The organism is Bacillus sp. FSL H8-0547 (assembly GCA_038002745.1).
GTDB lineage: Bacteria > Bacillota > Bacilli > Bacillales > Bacillaceae > Bacillus_P.
On the sequence record JBBODD010000001.1, the window covers coordinates 1,648,859 to 1,661,991 of the forward strand.

The following is a 13,133-nucleotide window of genomic DNA, read 5'->3' on the forward strand; positions in this document are numbered from 1 at the left end:
TGTCCCTCCTTTTTTTATTAAAATTCTAGACCAGCTTCGCGAGCAGCTTCAGCCAAAGCCTTAACACGGCCATGGTATAAGTAACCCCCGCGGTCAAATACAACAGATTTCACGCCTTTTTCGATTGCACGTTTAGCAACTAGTTCGCCAACTTTAGCAGCAGCTTCAGCGTTGCCTTTCGCATCAAGAGCAAGGTCTTTATCTAATGTTGAAGCACTTGCAATTGTCACTGATTGAGCATCGTCAATTACTTGTGCGTAGATGTGCTGATTAGAACGAAATACGTTTAAACGAGGACGAGCAGTTGTACCAGATAATTTTGCGCGGACACGTCCGTGTCTTTTCTTACGCACAACGTTTTTGTCAAGTTTCGTAATCATCCAGGTCACTCCTTTCTTATCATCTAAGCGACATTACTTCGCTGTTTTACCTTCTTTACGACGTACATATTCACCTTCGTAGCGGATACCTTTGCCTTTGTAAGGCTCTGGCGGACGAGTAGCGCGGATGTTAGAAGCAACAGCTCCAACACGCTCTTTGTCTGTACCTTTTACAATTATTTTTGTATTTGAAGGCACTTCAATTTCGATTCCTTGTTCAGGAACGATTTCTACAGGATGTGAGTATCCAACAGCAAGAACTAGCTTGTTGCCTGATTTAGTAGCACGGTAACCGACACCTACTAATTCAAGACCCTTTTCAAATCCTTTAGAAACGCCCTCAACCATGTTTCCAAGAAGGCTGCGAGTTGTACCGTGAAGAGCACGATGTTCTTTTTGATCAGAAGGACGTGTCACTGTAAGTACGTTGTCTTCAACCTTAATGTTGATATCAGAGTTAAAAGTACGAGTTAATTCACCTTTAGGTCCTTTAACAGTTACAGTGCTTCCGTCGATCGCAACTGTTACACCAGCAGGGATTTCAAGTGGTTTTTTACCAATACGAGACATTCATGTACACCTCCATTCTTTTTTCAGGTTATTACCAAACGTATGCCAGAACTTCTCCGCCAGCTTGTTTCGCACGAGCTTCTTTGTCTGTAAGGACACCTTGAGAAGTAGATACGATTGCGATTCCTAAACCGTTAAGTACGCGAGGTACTTCGTTAGCTTTAGCGTATACGCGTAATCCTGGTTTACTGATGCGTTTCAGACCAGTGATAACACGCTCGTTGTTTGATCCGTATTTAAGGAAAATACGAATGATACCTTGTTTGTTATCTTCTACATATTCAACATCACGAACGAAACCTTCACGCTTAAGGATTTCAGCGATCTCTTTTTTCGCTTTCGATGCAGGAATTTCTAATTTTTCATGACGAACCATATTCGCGTTGCGAATACGAGTAAGCATATCTGCAATTGGATCTGTCATTACCATATCAAAATTACCTCCTTCCCGATTATGGGGTATTACCAGCTAGCTTTTTTAACGCCTGGAATTTGACCTTTATATGCGAGTTCACGGAAACAAATACGGCAAAGTTTAAATTTGCGGAGAACTGAATGTGGACGACCACAGCGTTCGCAGCGAGTGTACTCTTGTACTTTAAACTTTTGAGTGCGTTTTTGTTTCGCAATCATTGACTTTTTAGCCACGTTTTCGCCTCCCTATTTCGATTATTTTTGGAATGGCATACCGAACTGAGTAAGAAGCTCACGAGATTCTTCATCAGTGTTAGCAGTTGTAACGATAACGATGTCCATACCACGAACTTTTGATACTTTATCATAATCAATTTCAGGGAAGATTAGTTGTTCTTTAACACCTAGAGTGTAGTTTCCGCGTCCGTCAAAAGACTTTTTAGAGATACCGCGGAAGTCACGTACACGTGGTAATGATACAGAAACTAATTTATCTAGGAATTCATACATGCGCTCGCCGCGAAGAGTTACTTTCGCACCGATAGGCATACCTTCACGCAGACGGAATCCTGCAATTGATTTTTTAGCTTTTGTGATAACCGGCTTTTGACCTGAGATTGTAGTTAACTCTTCTACAGCTGTATCAAGAGCTTTAGAGTTAGATACTGCGTCACCAACACCCATGTTGATTACGATCTTCTCAAGCTTTGGAACTTGCATCACTGATTTATAGTTGAACTTGCTCATTAAAGCAGGTGTAATTTCTTTTTGATACTTTTCTTTAAGGCGGTTCATGCGAGGACCTCCCTTCCTTATTTACTATTTATCTAAAGTTTCACCAGATTTTTTCGCAACACGTACCTTTTTGCCATCAACCACTTTGAAACCAACACGAGTTGGCTCACCTGATTTAGGATCAAGTGGCATAACATTTGATACATGGATAGGTGCCTCCTGGCTGATAATTCCGCCCTGAGGGTTTAATTGAGAAGGTTTTGAATGCTTCTTCATAATGTTGATGCCTTCAACAAGCACGCGATCTTTCTTAGGGAAAGCAGCAAGTACAGTACCTTGTTTGCCTTTATCTTTACCTGAGATCACTACTACTTTATCACCTTTTTTTACATGCATCCTAGTCGCACCTCCTTAGTAAGGCTATCTATTTTCGATTTATAATACTTCTGGAGCAAGAGAAACAATTTTCATGAAGTTGCCTTCACGCAATTCACGTGCAACTGGTCCAAAGATACGAGTTCCGCGAGGGCTCTTGTCATCTTTAATGATTACACATGCGTTTTCGTCGAAACGGATGTAAGATCCGTCCTGACGGCGAGCGCCGCTCTTTGTGCGAACGATTACTGCTTTAACAACGTCGCCTTTTTTAACAACGCCTCCTGGTGTTGCTTGTTTGACCGTACAAACAATTACATCACCAATATTAGCAGTTTTACGTCCAGATCCGCCAAGAACTTTAATAGTAAGAACTTCACGAGCACCAGAGTTGTCAGCAACTTTTAAACGGGATTCTTGTTGAATCATTTACGTTACCTCCCTTCGGAAATATAATCCGAACAATATTAGATAATAACAGCTTCTTCAACAATTTCAACTAGACGGAAACGTTTAGTAGCTGATAATGGGCGAGTTTCCATGATTTTAACCACATCGCCGATTTTAGCTTGGTTGTTTTCATCATGAGCTTTGAACTTTTTGGAATATTTAACACGCTTGCCGTATAAAGAATGCTTCTTATACGTTTCAACAAGAACAGTGATCGTTTTATCCATTTTATCAGAAACTACACGTCCAGTGTAGACTTTGCGCTGGTTGTTGCGTTCAGTCATTCTGCAACCTCCTCTCAGGATTATCGATTATTAGCAGCGATCTCTCTTTCAGTGATCACAGTTTTCATACGAGCGATCGATTTACGTACTTCACGAATGCGAGCAGTGTTTTCAAGTTGTCCAGTCGCCAATTGAAAGCGAAGGTTGAACAGCTCTTCCTTCAGTGATTTTACTTTTTGTTCAATTTCAGCAGTGGTAAGATCACGAATTTCATTAGCTCTCATTTGATTCACCACCAATTTCCTCGCGTTTAACGAATTTTGTTTTGATTGGCAATTTGTGAGATGCAAGACGCAATGCTTCGCGTGCTACTTCTTCTGATACACCAGCAATTTCAAACATTACTTTTCCTGGTTTTACAACTGCCACCCAGCCTTCAGGAGCACCTTTACCGGATCCCATGCGGACCTCTAGAGGTTTAGCCGTGTAAGGCTTAGAAGGGAAAATTTTGATCCAGACTTTACCGCCACGTTTCATGTAACGAGTCATAGCAATACGAGCTGCCTCAATTTGACGATTTGTAATCCAAGAAGCTTCTAGAGCTTGAATGCCGTATTCACCGAAGTGAACTTCTGTACCGCCTTTAGCACGACCGCGCATTTTTCCACGGTGTTCTCTGCGATATTTAACGCGTTTTGGCAACAACATAATTATTTTCCTCCTTCCTCTTTTTTCTTCTTAGTAGGAAGAACCTCTCCACGATAGATCCAAACTTTAACGCCTAATTTACCATAAGTAGTGTCAGCTTCAGCTGTACCATAGTCAATATCAGCACGAAGTGTGTGAAGTGGAACTGTTCCTTCACTGTAGCTTTCAGAACGAGCGATATCAGCGCCGCCAAGACGACCAGATACCATTGTTTTAATTCCTTGTGCACCTGCGCGCATAGCACGTTGGATTGTTTGCTTTTGAGCACGACGGAATGAAATACGATTTTCAAGTTGACGAGCGATGTTGTCAGCTACTAGTTTAGCATCAAGATCAGCTCTCTTGATTTCAAGAATATTGATGTGTACACGCTTGCCAGTTAGTGAGTTAAGAGCTTTACGAAGTGCTTCAACTTCAGTACCGCCTTTACCGATAACCATACCTGGCTTAGCAGTGTGGATCGTAATGTTCACGCGATTAGCAGCACGCTCGATTTCAATCTTTGAAACAGATGCATCGCTTAAACGCTGATTGATATATTCACGAACTTTGATGTCTTCGTGCAGAAGATTAGCATAATCTTTGCCAGCGAACCATTTAGATTCCCAATCACGGATAACACCAATGCGAAGACCGACTGGATTTACCTTTTGACCCACGGATTATCCCTCCTTCTTTTCTGATACAACGATTGTAATGTGGCTTGTGCGTTTGTTGATGGCACTTGCACGGCCCATTGCGCGTGGACGGAAACGTTTTAGAGTTGGACCTTCGCCTACATAAGCTTCAGTTACAACCAGGTTGTTAATGTCCATTTCATAGTTGTGCTCTGCGTTTGCCACAGCAGATTTTAGAACTTTTTCAATAATTGGAGAAGCAGTTTTAGGTGTGTGGCGAAGAATCGCTACCGCTTCACCGATTTGCTTTCCTCGGATAAGATCAATTACTAAACGAGCTTTACGAGGAGCAATACGTACTGTTCTTGCAACGGCTTTAGCTTGCATTTAAAAGCCTCCTCTCATTAGCGTCTTGTTTTTTTGTCGTCAGCTGCATGGCCTTTATACGTACGTGTTGGAGCAAACTCACCGAGTTTGTGTCCTACCATATCTTCAGTAACGTATACAGGAACATGCTTGCGACCGTCATATACAGCGATCGTTTGACCGATGAATTGCGGGAAAATAGTAGAACGGCGAGACCAAGTTTTGATTACTTGTTTTTTCTCTGACTCGTTTAACTTTTCAACTTTCTTGAATAAATGCTCATCTACGAATGGTCCTTTTTTCAAGCTACGGCCCATACTTGTACCTCCCTTCGCGATTGCGCTACGGTTCCTTCGAACCGTAGAACCATCACGTTATTTTTTACGACGACGTACGATGAATTTATCGGACTTGTTTGTCTTCTTGCGAGTTTTGTAACCAAGAGTAGGTTTACCCCAAGGAGTCATTGGAGACTTACGTCCGATTGGAGCACGACCTTCACCACCACCGTGCGGGTGATCGTTAGGGTTCATTACAGAACCACGAACTGTAGGTCTGATACCTAACCAGCGAGAGCGTCCAGCTTTACCGATGTTGATAAGTTCATGCTGCTCGTTTCCTACTTGACCAACTGTAGCGCGGCAAGTAGCAAGGATCATGCGAACCTCACCAGAGTTCAAGCGAACAAGAACGTATTTGCCTTCTTTACCAAGAACCTGTGCAGAAGTACCAGCAGAACGTACTAATTGTCCGCCTTTGCCTGGTTTAAGTTCGATGTTGTGAATAACTGTACCTACAGGGATATTTTGAAGTGGAAGTGCATTTCCTACTTTAATATCAGCCTCTGGTCCAGAAACAACTTGTAAACCTACTTCAAGGTTTTTTGGAGCAAGGATATATCTTTTCTCACCATCTGCATAGTGGATAAGTGCAATGTTTGCAGAACGGTTCGGATCATACTCGATTGTAGCAACGCGTCCTGGTATACCATCTTTATCGCGTTTGAAGTCGATAATACGGTATTGACGTTTGTGACCGCCGCCTTGATGACGTACAGTAATTTTACCTTGGTTGTTACGACCGCCTTTTCTGTGTACAGGCGCAAGTAATGACTTTTCCGGTTTGTCTGTAGTAATCTCAGCGAAATCAGAAACAGTCATGCCGCGACGACCATTTGAGGTTGGTTTGTACTTTTTAATCGCCATCTCGTTTCCCTCCTATCTTAAATAATGAATTAGACTTCGAATAGTTCGATTTCTTTGCTGTCAGCTGTTAATTTAACAACTGCTTTTTTGCGTTTATTAGTAAGACCTGTGTAACGACCTACACGCTTATATTTGCCTTTGTAGTTAAGAACGTTAACTTTCTCCACTTTTACGCCAAAGATTGCTTCAATAGCATCTTTCACTTGAGTTTTGTTAGCACGAACGTCAACTTCAAACGTGTACTTTTTCTCAGTCATTAAGTCCGTTGAAAGTTCAGTGATTACGGGGCGCTTAATAATATCACGAGGATCTTTCATTATGCAAGCACCTCCTCTACTTTTTGCACCGCTGCTTTCGTAATAACAAGCTTTTCATGGTTAAGTACATCAAGTACATTAATAGAATTAGCTTCAAGAACTGTAATGCCAGGGATGTTACGTGCAGATAGTGCAACAGATTCGTTTACATCAGCAGTAACGATCAATGCTTTCTTTTCAACTGAAAGTCCTGCAAGGATAGCAGTCATTTCTTTTGTTTTAGGAGCATTCATTAGAAGATCTTCTAATACTAGAATGTTGTTCTCTTGTACTTTTGTAGATAAAGCTGATTTGATCGCTAAGCGGCGAACTTTTTTAGGTAATTTGTAAGCATAGCTGCGTGGTGTTGGACCGAATACGATACCACCGCCGCGCCATTGTGGTGAGCGGATAGATCCTTGACGAGCGCGTCCAGTACCTTTTTGGCGCCAAGGCTTGCGACCTCCGCCTCTAACTTCTGAACGATTCTTTACTTTGTGGTTTCCTTGACGCAAAGAAGCTCTTTGCATGATAACCGCATCAAATAAAACGTGCTGATTAGGTTCGATACCAAATACAGAATCATTTAGTTCGATTTCACCAACGTTTGATCCGCTTTGGTTTAATAATGCTACTTTCGGCATTATCGAATTCCTCCTTTCTTAGAAAAATTAGTTAGATTTAACAGCCTTTTTCACTGTGATAAGTGATTTTTTAGGACCAGGTACGTTTCCTTTGATCAATAGAAGGTTACGCTCAGCGTCAACTTTCACGATCTCAAGGTTTTGAACAGTTACTTGCTCTCCGCCCATGCGGCCTGGCAATAATTTGTTTTTGAATACTCGGTTAGGAGCAACAGGACCCATTGAACCTGGGCGACGGTGGTAACGAGAACCATGTGACATAGGTCCGCGAGATTGGTTATGGCGCTTGATAGAGCCTTGGAAACCTTTACCCTTTGAGATTCCTGTTACATCTACTGTATCTCCAGCAGAGAAAATATCAACTTTGACTTCCTGACCAACTTCATACTCACCAGCTTCTCCGCGGAACTCCCTTACGAAGCGCTTAGGTGCAGTATTAGCTTTTGCAACGTGTCCTTTTGCAGGCTTGTTAGAAAGCTTTTCACGTTTGTTTGAGAAACCAACCTGAACAGCAGCATAGCCGTCGCTTTCAACAGTCTTGATTTGAAGAACTACGTTTTCAGCAGCCTCAATTACTGTTACCGGGATAAGATCGCCTTTTTCAGTAAACACTTGAGTCATACCGATTTTTTTACCTAAGATTCCTTTGGTCATTAGTCACACCTCCTATAATGTTATAAAATCTATTTTTTGAAATTAAAGTTTGATTTCAATGTCAACGCCTGACGGCAAGTCTAATCTCATCAATGCATCAACAGTTTGTGGTGTTGGGTTGATGATGTCGATTAAACGTTTGTGTGTGCGCATTTCGAACTGCTCACGTGAATCTTTGTATTTGTGTACCGCACGAAGAATCGTGTAAATCGATTTTTCAGTTGGCAACGGGATCGGACCAGAAACGTTAGCACCTGAACGTTTTGCTGTTTCAACGATCTTTTCAGCAGATTGATCAAGAATTCTGTGATCATATGCTTTCAAACGAATACGAATTTTTTGTTTTGCCATTATTTTCCCTCCTTTTCGCCTACTTTTAAAATAGACTTTCTCCGTAGAAATTTTCCGTACACTCGCCATGGCAAAGCGGCCGTGTGTATCGGCAACCTCCTACTTCATCGCAGTCAAAGACCAACATTGTCTATTATATAGAAATTTTGCGCCCAATGCAAGATAAAAATAAAGTTTTTACTTTCTTGCGCACTTTTCCTATTATACATACATCAACAGGTAAAAACAAGGGGATCAGCAGCTGGAAAAGTTTTCGTTTCTTATGGCAAATCATTTCTACTATATATATAGAAGAAACAAAAAAAGACGAGCACGAATGCTCGTCTTTTTAAATAGCAGGATTACTCAGTGATTGTAGCTACAACACCAGCGCCTACTGTACGACCGCCTTCACGGATTGAGAATTTAGTACCTTCTTCAATCGCGATTGGAGCGATAAGTTCAACAGTCATTTCGATGTTATCGCCAGGCATAACCATCTCAACGCCTTCTGGAAGTTGGATGATACCAGTTACGTCCGTAGTACGGAAGTAGAACTGTGGGCGGTAGTTAGAGAAGAATGGAGTGTGACGTCCACCCTCTTCTTTTGAAAGAACGTAAACTTCTGATTTAAATTTAGTGTGTGGAGTGATTGTTTTTGGCTTAGCAAGAACTTGTCCACGTTGGATGTCGTCGCGAGAAACCCCACGAAGAAGTGCACCGATGTTGTCGCCAGCTTCTGCATAGTCAAGAAGCTTACGGAACATTTCAACACCTGTTACAGTTGTTGATTTTGGCTCTTCAGTGAAGCCGATGATGTCGATAACATCTCCAACTTTAACTACTCCACGCTCAACGCGTCCAGTAGCAACTGTTCCACGGCCAGTTATTGAGAATACGTCCTCAACAGGCATCATGAATGGTTTTTCAGTGTCACGAGCTGGTGTTGGGATGTACTCGTCAACAGCGTTCATAAGCTCAACGATTTTCTCTTCCCACTCAGCTTCGCCTTCTAGAGCTTTAAGAGCAGAACCTTTGATTACTGGGATGTCATCGCCAGGGAAGTCATACTCAGAAAGAAGGTCGCGAACTTCCATTTCAACTAGCTCAAGAAGCTCTTCGTCGTCTACCATGTCGCATTTGTTCATGAATACTACTAGGTAAGGTACACCTACTTGACGAGAAAGAAGGATGTGCTCACGAGTTTGTGGCATTGGGCCGTCAGATGCAGAAACAACTAGGATTCCGCCGTCCATTTGTGCAGCACCAGTGATCATGTTTTTAACATAGTCAGCATGTCCTGGGCAGTCAACGTGTGCATAGTGACGAGTTTCAGTTTCGTACTCAACGTGTGCAGTTGAGATTGTGATTCCGCGCTCGCGCTCTTCAGGAGCAGCATCGATCATGTCGTATGCCATTGCAGCACCTTTACCGCTACGTTTTGCAAGTACAGTTGTAATTGCAGCTGTTAGAGTTGTTTTACCGTGGTCAACGTGTCCAATTGTACCGATATTGGCATGCGTTTTGGAACGGTCGAATTTTTCTTTACCCATTCTAAATTCCTCCTTAGAGTCATGATTGATTATATAGAGTGTAGAAAGTGGAGGCTGTCCACTTTCTATTCATACATAAGTAGTTATACTTTAATAAAGAGTGAAAATCAATTATTCACCTTTATTTTTTTTGATAATTTCTTCAGAAATTGATTTTGGAACCTCTTCGTAGTGATCAAAGTGCATAGAGAATGTTCCGCGTCCTTGAGTGTTTGAACGAAGTGCAGTTGCATATCCAAACATTTCAGAAAGAGGTACCATAGCACGTACTACTTGAGCGTTTCCGCGAGCTTCCATACCTTCAACGCGACCGCGGCGAGAAGTGATATCACCCATGATATCTCCCATGTACTCATCAGGGATTACAACTTCAACCTTCATAACAGGCTCAAGAATAACAGGGTTACACTTAGATACAGCGTTTTTAAGTGCCATAGATGCAGCAATTTTAAACGCCATCTCACTTGAGTCAACATCATGGTAAGAACCGTCTACTAATGATGCTTTAACATCGATTAGAGGGTAGCCTGCAAGAACACCATTTTTCATGGAGTCTTCCAAGCCGGCTCCAACCGCTGGGATGTATTCACGAGGAACAACACCACCGACGATTTTGTTGTGGAACTCAAAGCCTTTTCCTTCTTCATTTGGTTCGAATTCGATCCAAACGTGTCCGAATTGACCGCGTCCACCGGATTGGCGTGCAAACTTACCTTCAACTTTCGCAGATCCGCGGAAAGTTTCACGGTAAGCAACCTGAGGAGCACCAACGTTAGCTTCAACTTTGAATTCACGTCTCATACGGTCAACAATGATATCAAGGTGAAGTTCACCCATACCAGAGATGATCGTTTGACCTGTTTCAGTATCAGTGTGAGCTTTGAATGTTGGATCTTCTTCAGAAAGCTTAGATAGAGCTGTAGACATTTTGTCTTGGTCAGCTTTTGATTTTGGCTCAACTGAAAGCGAGATAACCGGCTCTGGGAATTCCATTGATTCCAAGATAACAAGGCTCTTTTCATCACATAGAGTATCACCAGTTGTAGTATCTTTAAGACCTACAGCAGCAGCGATGTCACCAGCATATACAGTAGAGATTTCCTCACGAGAGTTAGCATGCATTTGCAGGATACGTCCTACACGCTCACGCTTGCCTTTCGTTGAGTTTTGTACGTAAGATCCAGAGTTTAGAACACCTGAATATACGCGGAAGAATGTAAGTTTCCCAACATAAGGGTCAGTCATAACTTTGAAAGCAAGTGCTGAGAAAGGACCCTCATCGCTTGATTCGCGAGTTACTTCTTCTTCAGTGTCAGGAGTGATACCTTTGATTGCAGGTACATCAAGAGGTGATGGCAGGTAATCAAGAACTGCGTCAAGCATTAGCTGTACACCTTTGTTTTTAAATGCAGATCCGCAGATAACTGGGTAGAATTCTACATTTACTGTACCTTTGCGGATTCCGGCTTTAAGCTCTTCAAGAGTAAGCTCTTCACCCTCAAGGTATTTCATCATAAGCTCTTCGTCAAGTTCAGCAACAGCTTCTACAAGCTTGCCGCGCCACTCTTCTGCAAGATCTTTATATTCTTCAGGAATTTCTTTTGCCTCAGAACGAGTTCCAAGATCATCTTCGTAGAAGTATGCTACGTTTTCTACAAGATCGATAATTCCTTCGAATTGATCTTCAGCACCGATTGGAAGCTGGATTGGATGAGCATTTGCTTCAAGACGGTCATGCAATGTTTTTACAGAGTATAAGAAATCTGCACCGATTTTATCCATTTTGTTAACGAATACTACACGCGGTACTCCGTAAGTTGTTGCCTGGCGCCATACTGTTTCAGTTTGAGGCTCAACACCTGATTGTGCATCAAGTACTGCTACAGCACCATCAAGTACACGAAGTGAACGTTCAACTTCAACTGTGAAGTCTACGTGTCCAGGTGTATCGATGATGTTTACGCGATGGCCTTTCCACTGAGCAGTTGTAGCAGCAGAAGTGATCGTGATTCCACGCTCCTGCTCCTGCTCCATCCAGTCCATTTGAGACGCACCTTCGTGTGTCTCACCAATTTTGTGAATACGTCCAGTGTAGAAAAGTACACGTTCAGTAGTCGTCGTTTTACCGGCATCGATGTGAGCCATGATGCCGATATTACGAGTTTTGTCTAAGGAGAACTCTCTTGCCATTGGGGTCTTTTCTCCTTCCTTTTATAAGGATTAGTATGGTTATTGGTTTATATTGAATCCTACCAGCGGTAGTGAGCGAATGCTTTGTTAGCTTCAGCCATTTTGTGAGTGTCTTCACGCTTCTTAACTGATGAACCAGTGTTGTTCGCAGCATCAAGAATCTCATTAGCTAAACGCTCTTCCATCGTTTTCTCTCCGCGAAGACGAGCGTAGTTTACTAACCAGCGAAGACCAAGAGTTGTACGGCGGTCAGGGCGAACTTCAACAGGTACTTGATAGTTTGCTCCACCAACACGACGAGCTCTTACCTCAAGAACTGGCATGATGTTTTTAAGTGCTTGCTCGAACACTTCAATTGCTTCTTTACCTGAACGCTCTTTCACGATGTCAAAAGCAGTGTAAAGAATAGTTTGTGCTTTACCTCTCTTACCGTCAACCATAATTCTGTTGATTAGACGACTAACAAGCTTTGAGTTGTAAAGTGGATCTGGCAATACGTCTCTTTTTGTAACAGGACCTTTACGTGGCATGTTATATCCTCCCTTCATGCGATATACTTAAGTGATATATGACTTAAGGCATTATTTTTTTGGTGCTTTTGGGCGTTTTGTACCGTATTTAGAGCGGCCTTGCATACGTTTGTCAACACCTGCAGTGTCAAGCGCACCGCGAACGATGTGGTAACGTACACCCGGTAAGTCTTTTACACGTCCGCCGCGGATAAGTACAACACTGTGCTCTTGCAGGTTGTGTCCGATACCTGGAATGTAGGCAGTAACCTCGATTCCGTTAGTCAGGCGTACACGAGCGTATTTACGAAGAGCCGAGTTCGGTTTCTTCGGTGTCATTGTACCAACACGAGTACATACTCCGCGTTTTTGCGGTGATGAAGTGTTAGTCTGCTCTTTTTTGAAGCTGTTGTAACCTTTGTTCAGTGCAGGAGAAGTTGATTTTTCAACTTTGCTTACGCGTCCTTTGCGAACTAGCTGGTTAATAGTAGGCATGTTTATGTCCTCCTCTCTTAATGTTTAATACCACACATCCAGGTGGTTCATATTTGGGCAAAAACAAAGTTTTTGCAGAGAGTTTATCACTCTTGGCAAAAACGGTTTTTAATTGATAATAGCTACAGTTACGGCTCCGACTTCTATTCCGCAAGCTTTTCCAAGCTTTTTCATAGAGTCGACCATGTGAAGGGAAACGTTCTTCTGTTCTGCAAGTTCAATGACTGGTTTAACAATCCTTTGATCTGCATCTTCAGCAACAACCAGTTCCTTTACCTGGCCAAGCTTTAGAGCTTTTACTGTTTGCTTCGTACCAACAATTACTTTATGTGCCTGCGATACTTTTTCATAAGACATATAAATACATCCTCCAAAGCAACAGGTTTTAATTAAGCACCTAGGATATACTAACATCGTA

At 42.3% G+C, this 13,133-nt stretch carries 23 protein-coding genes; all 23 read right to left on the reverse strand.

Translation table 11 applies throughout. The annotated features are described in order from the left end of the window. Positions 1–17: 17 nt before the first annotated feature. The 23 genes from rplR to MHB63_08240 all read right to left on the reverse strand — a co-directional run bounded on the left by rplR (position 18) and on the right by MHB63_08240 (position 13,072). Positions 18–380 carry a 50S ribosomal protein L18 gene (rplR, locus tag MHB63_08130; protein MEK3806518.1) on the reverse strand — a complete coding sequence of 121 codons (363 nt, stop codon included), beginning with the start codon at positions 378–380 and terminating at the stop codon, positions 18–20. A 33-nt stretch (positions 381–413) separates the two neighbouring features. Next, on the reverse strand, positions 414–950 hold the full coding sequence (gene rplF, locus MHB63_08135) for a 50S ribosomal protein L6 (protein MEK3806519.1): 537 nt from the start codon (positions 948–950) through the stop codon (positions 414–416). 31 nt (positions 951–981) lie between these two features. Continuing rightward, the gene (rpsH, locus tag MHB63_08140; protein ID MEK3806520.1) at positions 982–1,380 is read right to left on the reverse strand and encodes a 30S ribosomal protein S8; all 399 of its coding nucleotides are present in this window, start codon (positions 1,378–1,380) and stop codon (positions 982–984) included. 32 nt (positions 1,381–1,412) lie between these two features. After that, a complete protein-coding gene (rpsN, locus tag MHB63_08145; GenBank protein ID MEK3806521.1) occupies positions 1,413–1,598 on the reverse strand; it encodes a 30S ribosomal protein S14 in 186 nt (61 codons plus the stop codon). Positions 1,599–1,619: 21 nt separating this feature from the next. Next, the gene (gene rplE / locus MHB63_08150; protein MEK3806522.1) at positions 1,620–2,159 is read right to left on the reverse strand and encodes a 50S ribosomal protein L5; all 540 of its coding nucleotides are present in this window, start codon (positions 2,157–2,159) and stop codon (positions 1,620–1,622) included. A gap of 24 nt (positions 2,160–2,183) precedes the next feature. After that, positions 2,184–2,495 carry a 50S ribosomal protein L24 gene (gene rplX / locus MHB63_08155; GenBank protein MEK3806523.1) on the reverse strand — a complete coding sequence of 104 codons (312 nt, stop codon included), beginning with the start codon at positions 2,493–2,495 and terminating at the stop codon, positions 2,184–2,186. A 39-nt stretch (positions 2,496–2,534) separates the two neighbouring features. Beyond that, the gene (gene rplN / locus MHB63_08160) at positions 2,535–2,903 is read right to left on the reverse strand and encodes a 50S ribosomal protein L14 (GenBank protein MEK3806524.1); all 369 of its coding nucleotides are present in this window, start codon (positions 2,901–2,903) and stop codon (positions 2,535–2,537) included. Positions 2,904–2,941: 38 nt separating this feature from the next. Continuing rightward, on the reverse strand, positions 2,942–3,208 hold the full coding sequence (rpsQ, locus tag MHB63_08165; GenBank protein ID MEK3806525.1) for a 30S ribosomal protein S17: 267 nt from the start codon (positions 3,206–3,208) through the stop codon (positions 2,942–2,944). 20 nt (positions 3,209–3,228) lie between these two features. Then, complete coding sequence (gene rpmC / locus MHB63_08170) at positions 3,229–3,432, reverse strand: 50S ribosomal protein L29 (protein MEK3806526.1); 204 nt, start codon at positions 3,430–3,432, stop codon at positions 3,229–3,231. Then, positions 3,422–3,856 (reverse strand): 50S ribosomal protein L16, encoded by a 435-nt coding sequence (gene rplP / locus MHB63_08175; protein MEK3806527.1) that lies wholly within the window; start codon positions 3,854–3,856, stop codon positions 3,422–3,424. Before rplP ends, rpmC begins: the two co-directional genes overlap by 11 nt. A 2-nt stretch (positions 3,857–3,858) precedes the next feature. Beyond that, positions 3,859–4,515 carry a 30S ribosomal protein S3 gene (gene rpsC / locus MHB63_08180; protein MEK3806528.1) on the reverse strand — a complete coding sequence of 219 codons (657 nt, stop codon included), beginning with the start codon at positions 4,513–4,515 and terminating at the stop codon, positions 3,859–3,861. A gap of 3 nt (positions 4,516–4,518) precedes the next feature. Then, positions 4,519–4,860: a 50S ribosomal protein L22 gene (gene rplV / locus MHB63_08185; GenBank protein ID MEK3806529.1), complete on the reverse strand. Its 342-nt coding sequence runs from the start codon at positions 4,858–4,860 to the stop codon at positions 4,519–4,521. Positions 4,861–4,877: 17 nt separating this feature from the next. Then, on the reverse strand, positions 4,878–5,156 hold the full coding sequence (gene rpsS / locus MHB63_08190; GenBank protein ID MEK3806530.1) for a 30S ribosomal protein S19: 279 nt from the start codon (positions 5,154–5,156) through the stop codon (positions 4,878–4,880). 57 nt (positions 5,157–5,213) lie between these two features. After that, the gene (gene rplB, locus MHB63_08195; protein ID MEK3806531.1) at positions 5,214–6,044 is read right to left on the reverse strand and encodes a 50S ribosomal protein L2; all 831 of its coding nucleotides are present in this window, start codon (positions 6,042–6,044) and stop codon (positions 5,214–5,216) included. A 29-nt stretch (positions 6,045–6,073) separates the two neighbouring features. Next, the gene (gene rplW / locus MHB63_08200; GenBank protein MEK3806532.1) at positions 6,074–6,361 is read right to left on the reverse strand and encodes a 50S ribosomal protein L23; all 288 of its coding nucleotides are present in this window, start codon (positions 6,359–6,361) and stop codon (positions 6,074–6,076) included. After that, positions 6,361–6,984: a 50S ribosomal protein L4 gene (gene rplD / locus MHB63_08205; GenBank protein ID MEK3806533.1), complete on the reverse strand. Its 624-nt coding sequence runs from the start codon at positions 6,982–6,984 to the stop codon at positions 6,361–6,363. Before rplD ends, rplW begins: the two co-directional genes overlap by 1 nt. Before the next feature lie 27 nt (positions 6,985–7,011). Next, on the reverse strand, positions 7,012–7,638 hold the full coding sequence (gene rplC, locus MHB63_08210) for a 50S ribosomal protein L3 (GenBank protein MEK3806534.1): 627 nt from the start codon (positions 7,636–7,638) through the stop codon (positions 7,012–7,014). A gap of 42 nt (positions 7,639–7,680) precedes the next feature. Continuing rightward, positions 7,681–7,989: a 30S ribosomal protein S10 gene (gene rpsJ / locus MHB63_08215; GenBank protein ID MEK3806535.1), complete on the reverse strand. Its 309-nt coding sequence runs from the start codon at positions 7,987–7,989 to the stop codon at positions 7,681–7,683. Between the two features lie 341 nt (positions 7,990–8,330). Continuing rightward, complete coding sequence (gene tuf, locus MHB63_08220; GenBank protein ID MEK3806536.1) at positions 8,331–9,521, reverse strand: elongation factor Tu; 1,191 nt, start codon at positions 9,519–9,521, stop codon at positions 8,331–8,333. Between the two features lie 111 nt (positions 9,522–9,632). Beyond that, a complete protein-coding gene (fusA, locus tag MHB63_08225; GenBank protein ID MEK3806537.1) occupies positions 9,633–11,711 on the reverse strand; it encodes an elongation factor G in 2,079 nt (692 codons plus the stop codon). 59 nt (positions 11,712–11,770) lie between these two features. Next, positions 11,771–12,241 (reverse strand): 30S ribosomal protein S7, encoded by a 471-nt coding sequence (gene rpsG, locus MHB63_08230; protein ID MEK3806538.1) that lies wholly within the window; start codon positions 12,239–12,241, stop codon positions 11,771–11,773. Positions 12,242–12,292: 51 nt separating this feature from the next. Further along, positions 12,293–12,715, reverse strand: a complete 423-nt coding sequence (gene rpsL / locus MHB63_08235) for a 30S ribosomal protein S12 (protein MEK3806539.1) — start codon at positions 12,713–12,715, stop codon at positions 12,293–12,295. A gap of 108 nt (positions 12,716–12,823) precedes the next feature. Next, positions 12,824–13,072: a 50S ribosomal protein L7ae-like protein gene (locus MHB63_08240; protein MEK3806540.1), complete on the reverse strand. Its 249-nt coding sequence runs from the start codon at positions 13,070–13,072 to the stop codon at positions 12,824–12,826. Positions 13,073–13,133: the final 61 nt, after the last annotated feature.

Coding starts and splice junctions, on each gene's coding strand:
- rplR (MEK3806518.1), bottom strand. CDS start 380: ATGATTACGAAACTTGACAAAAACGTTGTGCGTAAGAAAAGACACGGA.
- rplF (MEK3806519.1), bottom strand. CDS start 950: ATGTCTCGTATTGGTAAAAAACCACTTGAAATCCCTGCTGGTGTAACA.
- rpsH (MEK3806520.1), bottom strand. CDS start 1,380: ATGGTAATGACAGATCCAATTGCAGATATGCTTACTCGTATTCGCAAC.
- rplE (MEK3806522.1), bottom strand. CDS start 2,159: ATGAACCGCCTTAAAGAAAAGTATCAAAAAGAAATTACACCTGCTTTA.
- rplX (MEK3806523.1), bottom strand. CDS start 2,495: ATGCATGTAAAAAAAGGTGATAAAGTAGTAGTGATCTCAGGTAAAGAT.
- rplN (MEK3806524.1), bottom strand. CDS start 2,903: ATGATTCAACAAGAATCCCGTTTAAAAGTTGCTGACAACTCTGGTGCT.
- rpsQ (MEK3806525.1), bottom strand. CDS start 3,208: ATGACTGAACGCAACAACCAGCGCAAAGTCTACACTGGACGTGTAGTT.
- rpmC (MEK3806526.1), bottom strand. CDS start 3,432: ATGAGAGCTAATGAAATTCGTGATCTTACCACTGCTGAAATTGAACAA.
- rplP (MEK3806527.1), bottom strand. CDS start 3,856: ATGTTGTTGCCAAAACGCGTTAAATATCGCAGAGAACACCGTGGAAAA.
- rplV (MEK3806529.1), bottom strand. CDS start 4,860: ATGCAAGCTAAAGCCGTTGCAAGAACAGTACGTATTGCTCCTCGTAAA.
- rpsS (MEK3806530.1), bottom strand. CDS start 5,156: ATGGGCCGTAGCTTGAAAAAAGGACCATTCGTAGATGAGCATTTATTC.
- rplB (MEK3806531.1), bottom strand. CDS start 6,044: ATGGCGATTAAAAAGTACAAACCAACCTCAAATGGTCGTCGCGGCATG.
- rplW (MEK3806532.1), bottom strand. CDS start 6,361: ATGAAAGATCCTCGTGATATTATTAAGCGCCCCGTAATCACTGAACTT.
- rplD (MEK3806533.1), bottom strand. CDS start 6,984: ATGCCGAAAGTAGCATTATTAAACCAAAGCGGATCAAACGTTGGTGAA.
- rplC (MEK3806534.1), bottom strand. CDS start 7,638: ATGACCAAAGGAATCTTAGGTAAAAAAATCGGTATGACTCAAGTGTTT.
- rpsJ (MEK3806535.1), bottom strand. CDS start 7,989: ATGGCAAAACAAAAAATTCGTATTCGTTTGAAAGCATATGATCACAGA.
- tuf (MEK3806536.1), bottom strand. CDS start 9,521: ATGGGTAAAGAAAAATTCGACCGTTCCAAAACGCATGCCAATATCGGT.
- fusA (MEK3806537.1), bottom strand. CDS start 11,711: ATGGCAAGAGAGTTCTCCTTAGACAAAACTCGTAATATCGGCATCATG.
- rpsG (MEK3806538.1), bottom strand. CDS start 12,241: ATGCCACGTAAAGGTCCTGTTACAAAAAGAGACGTATTGCCAGATCCA.
- rpsL (MEK3806539.1), bottom strand. CDS start 12,715: ATGCCTACTATTAACCAGCTAGTTCGCAAAGGACGCGTAAGCAAAGTT.
- MHB63_08240 (MEK3806540.1), bottom strand. CDS start 13,072: ATGTCTTATGAAAAAGTATCGCAGGCACATAAAGTAATTGTTGGTACG.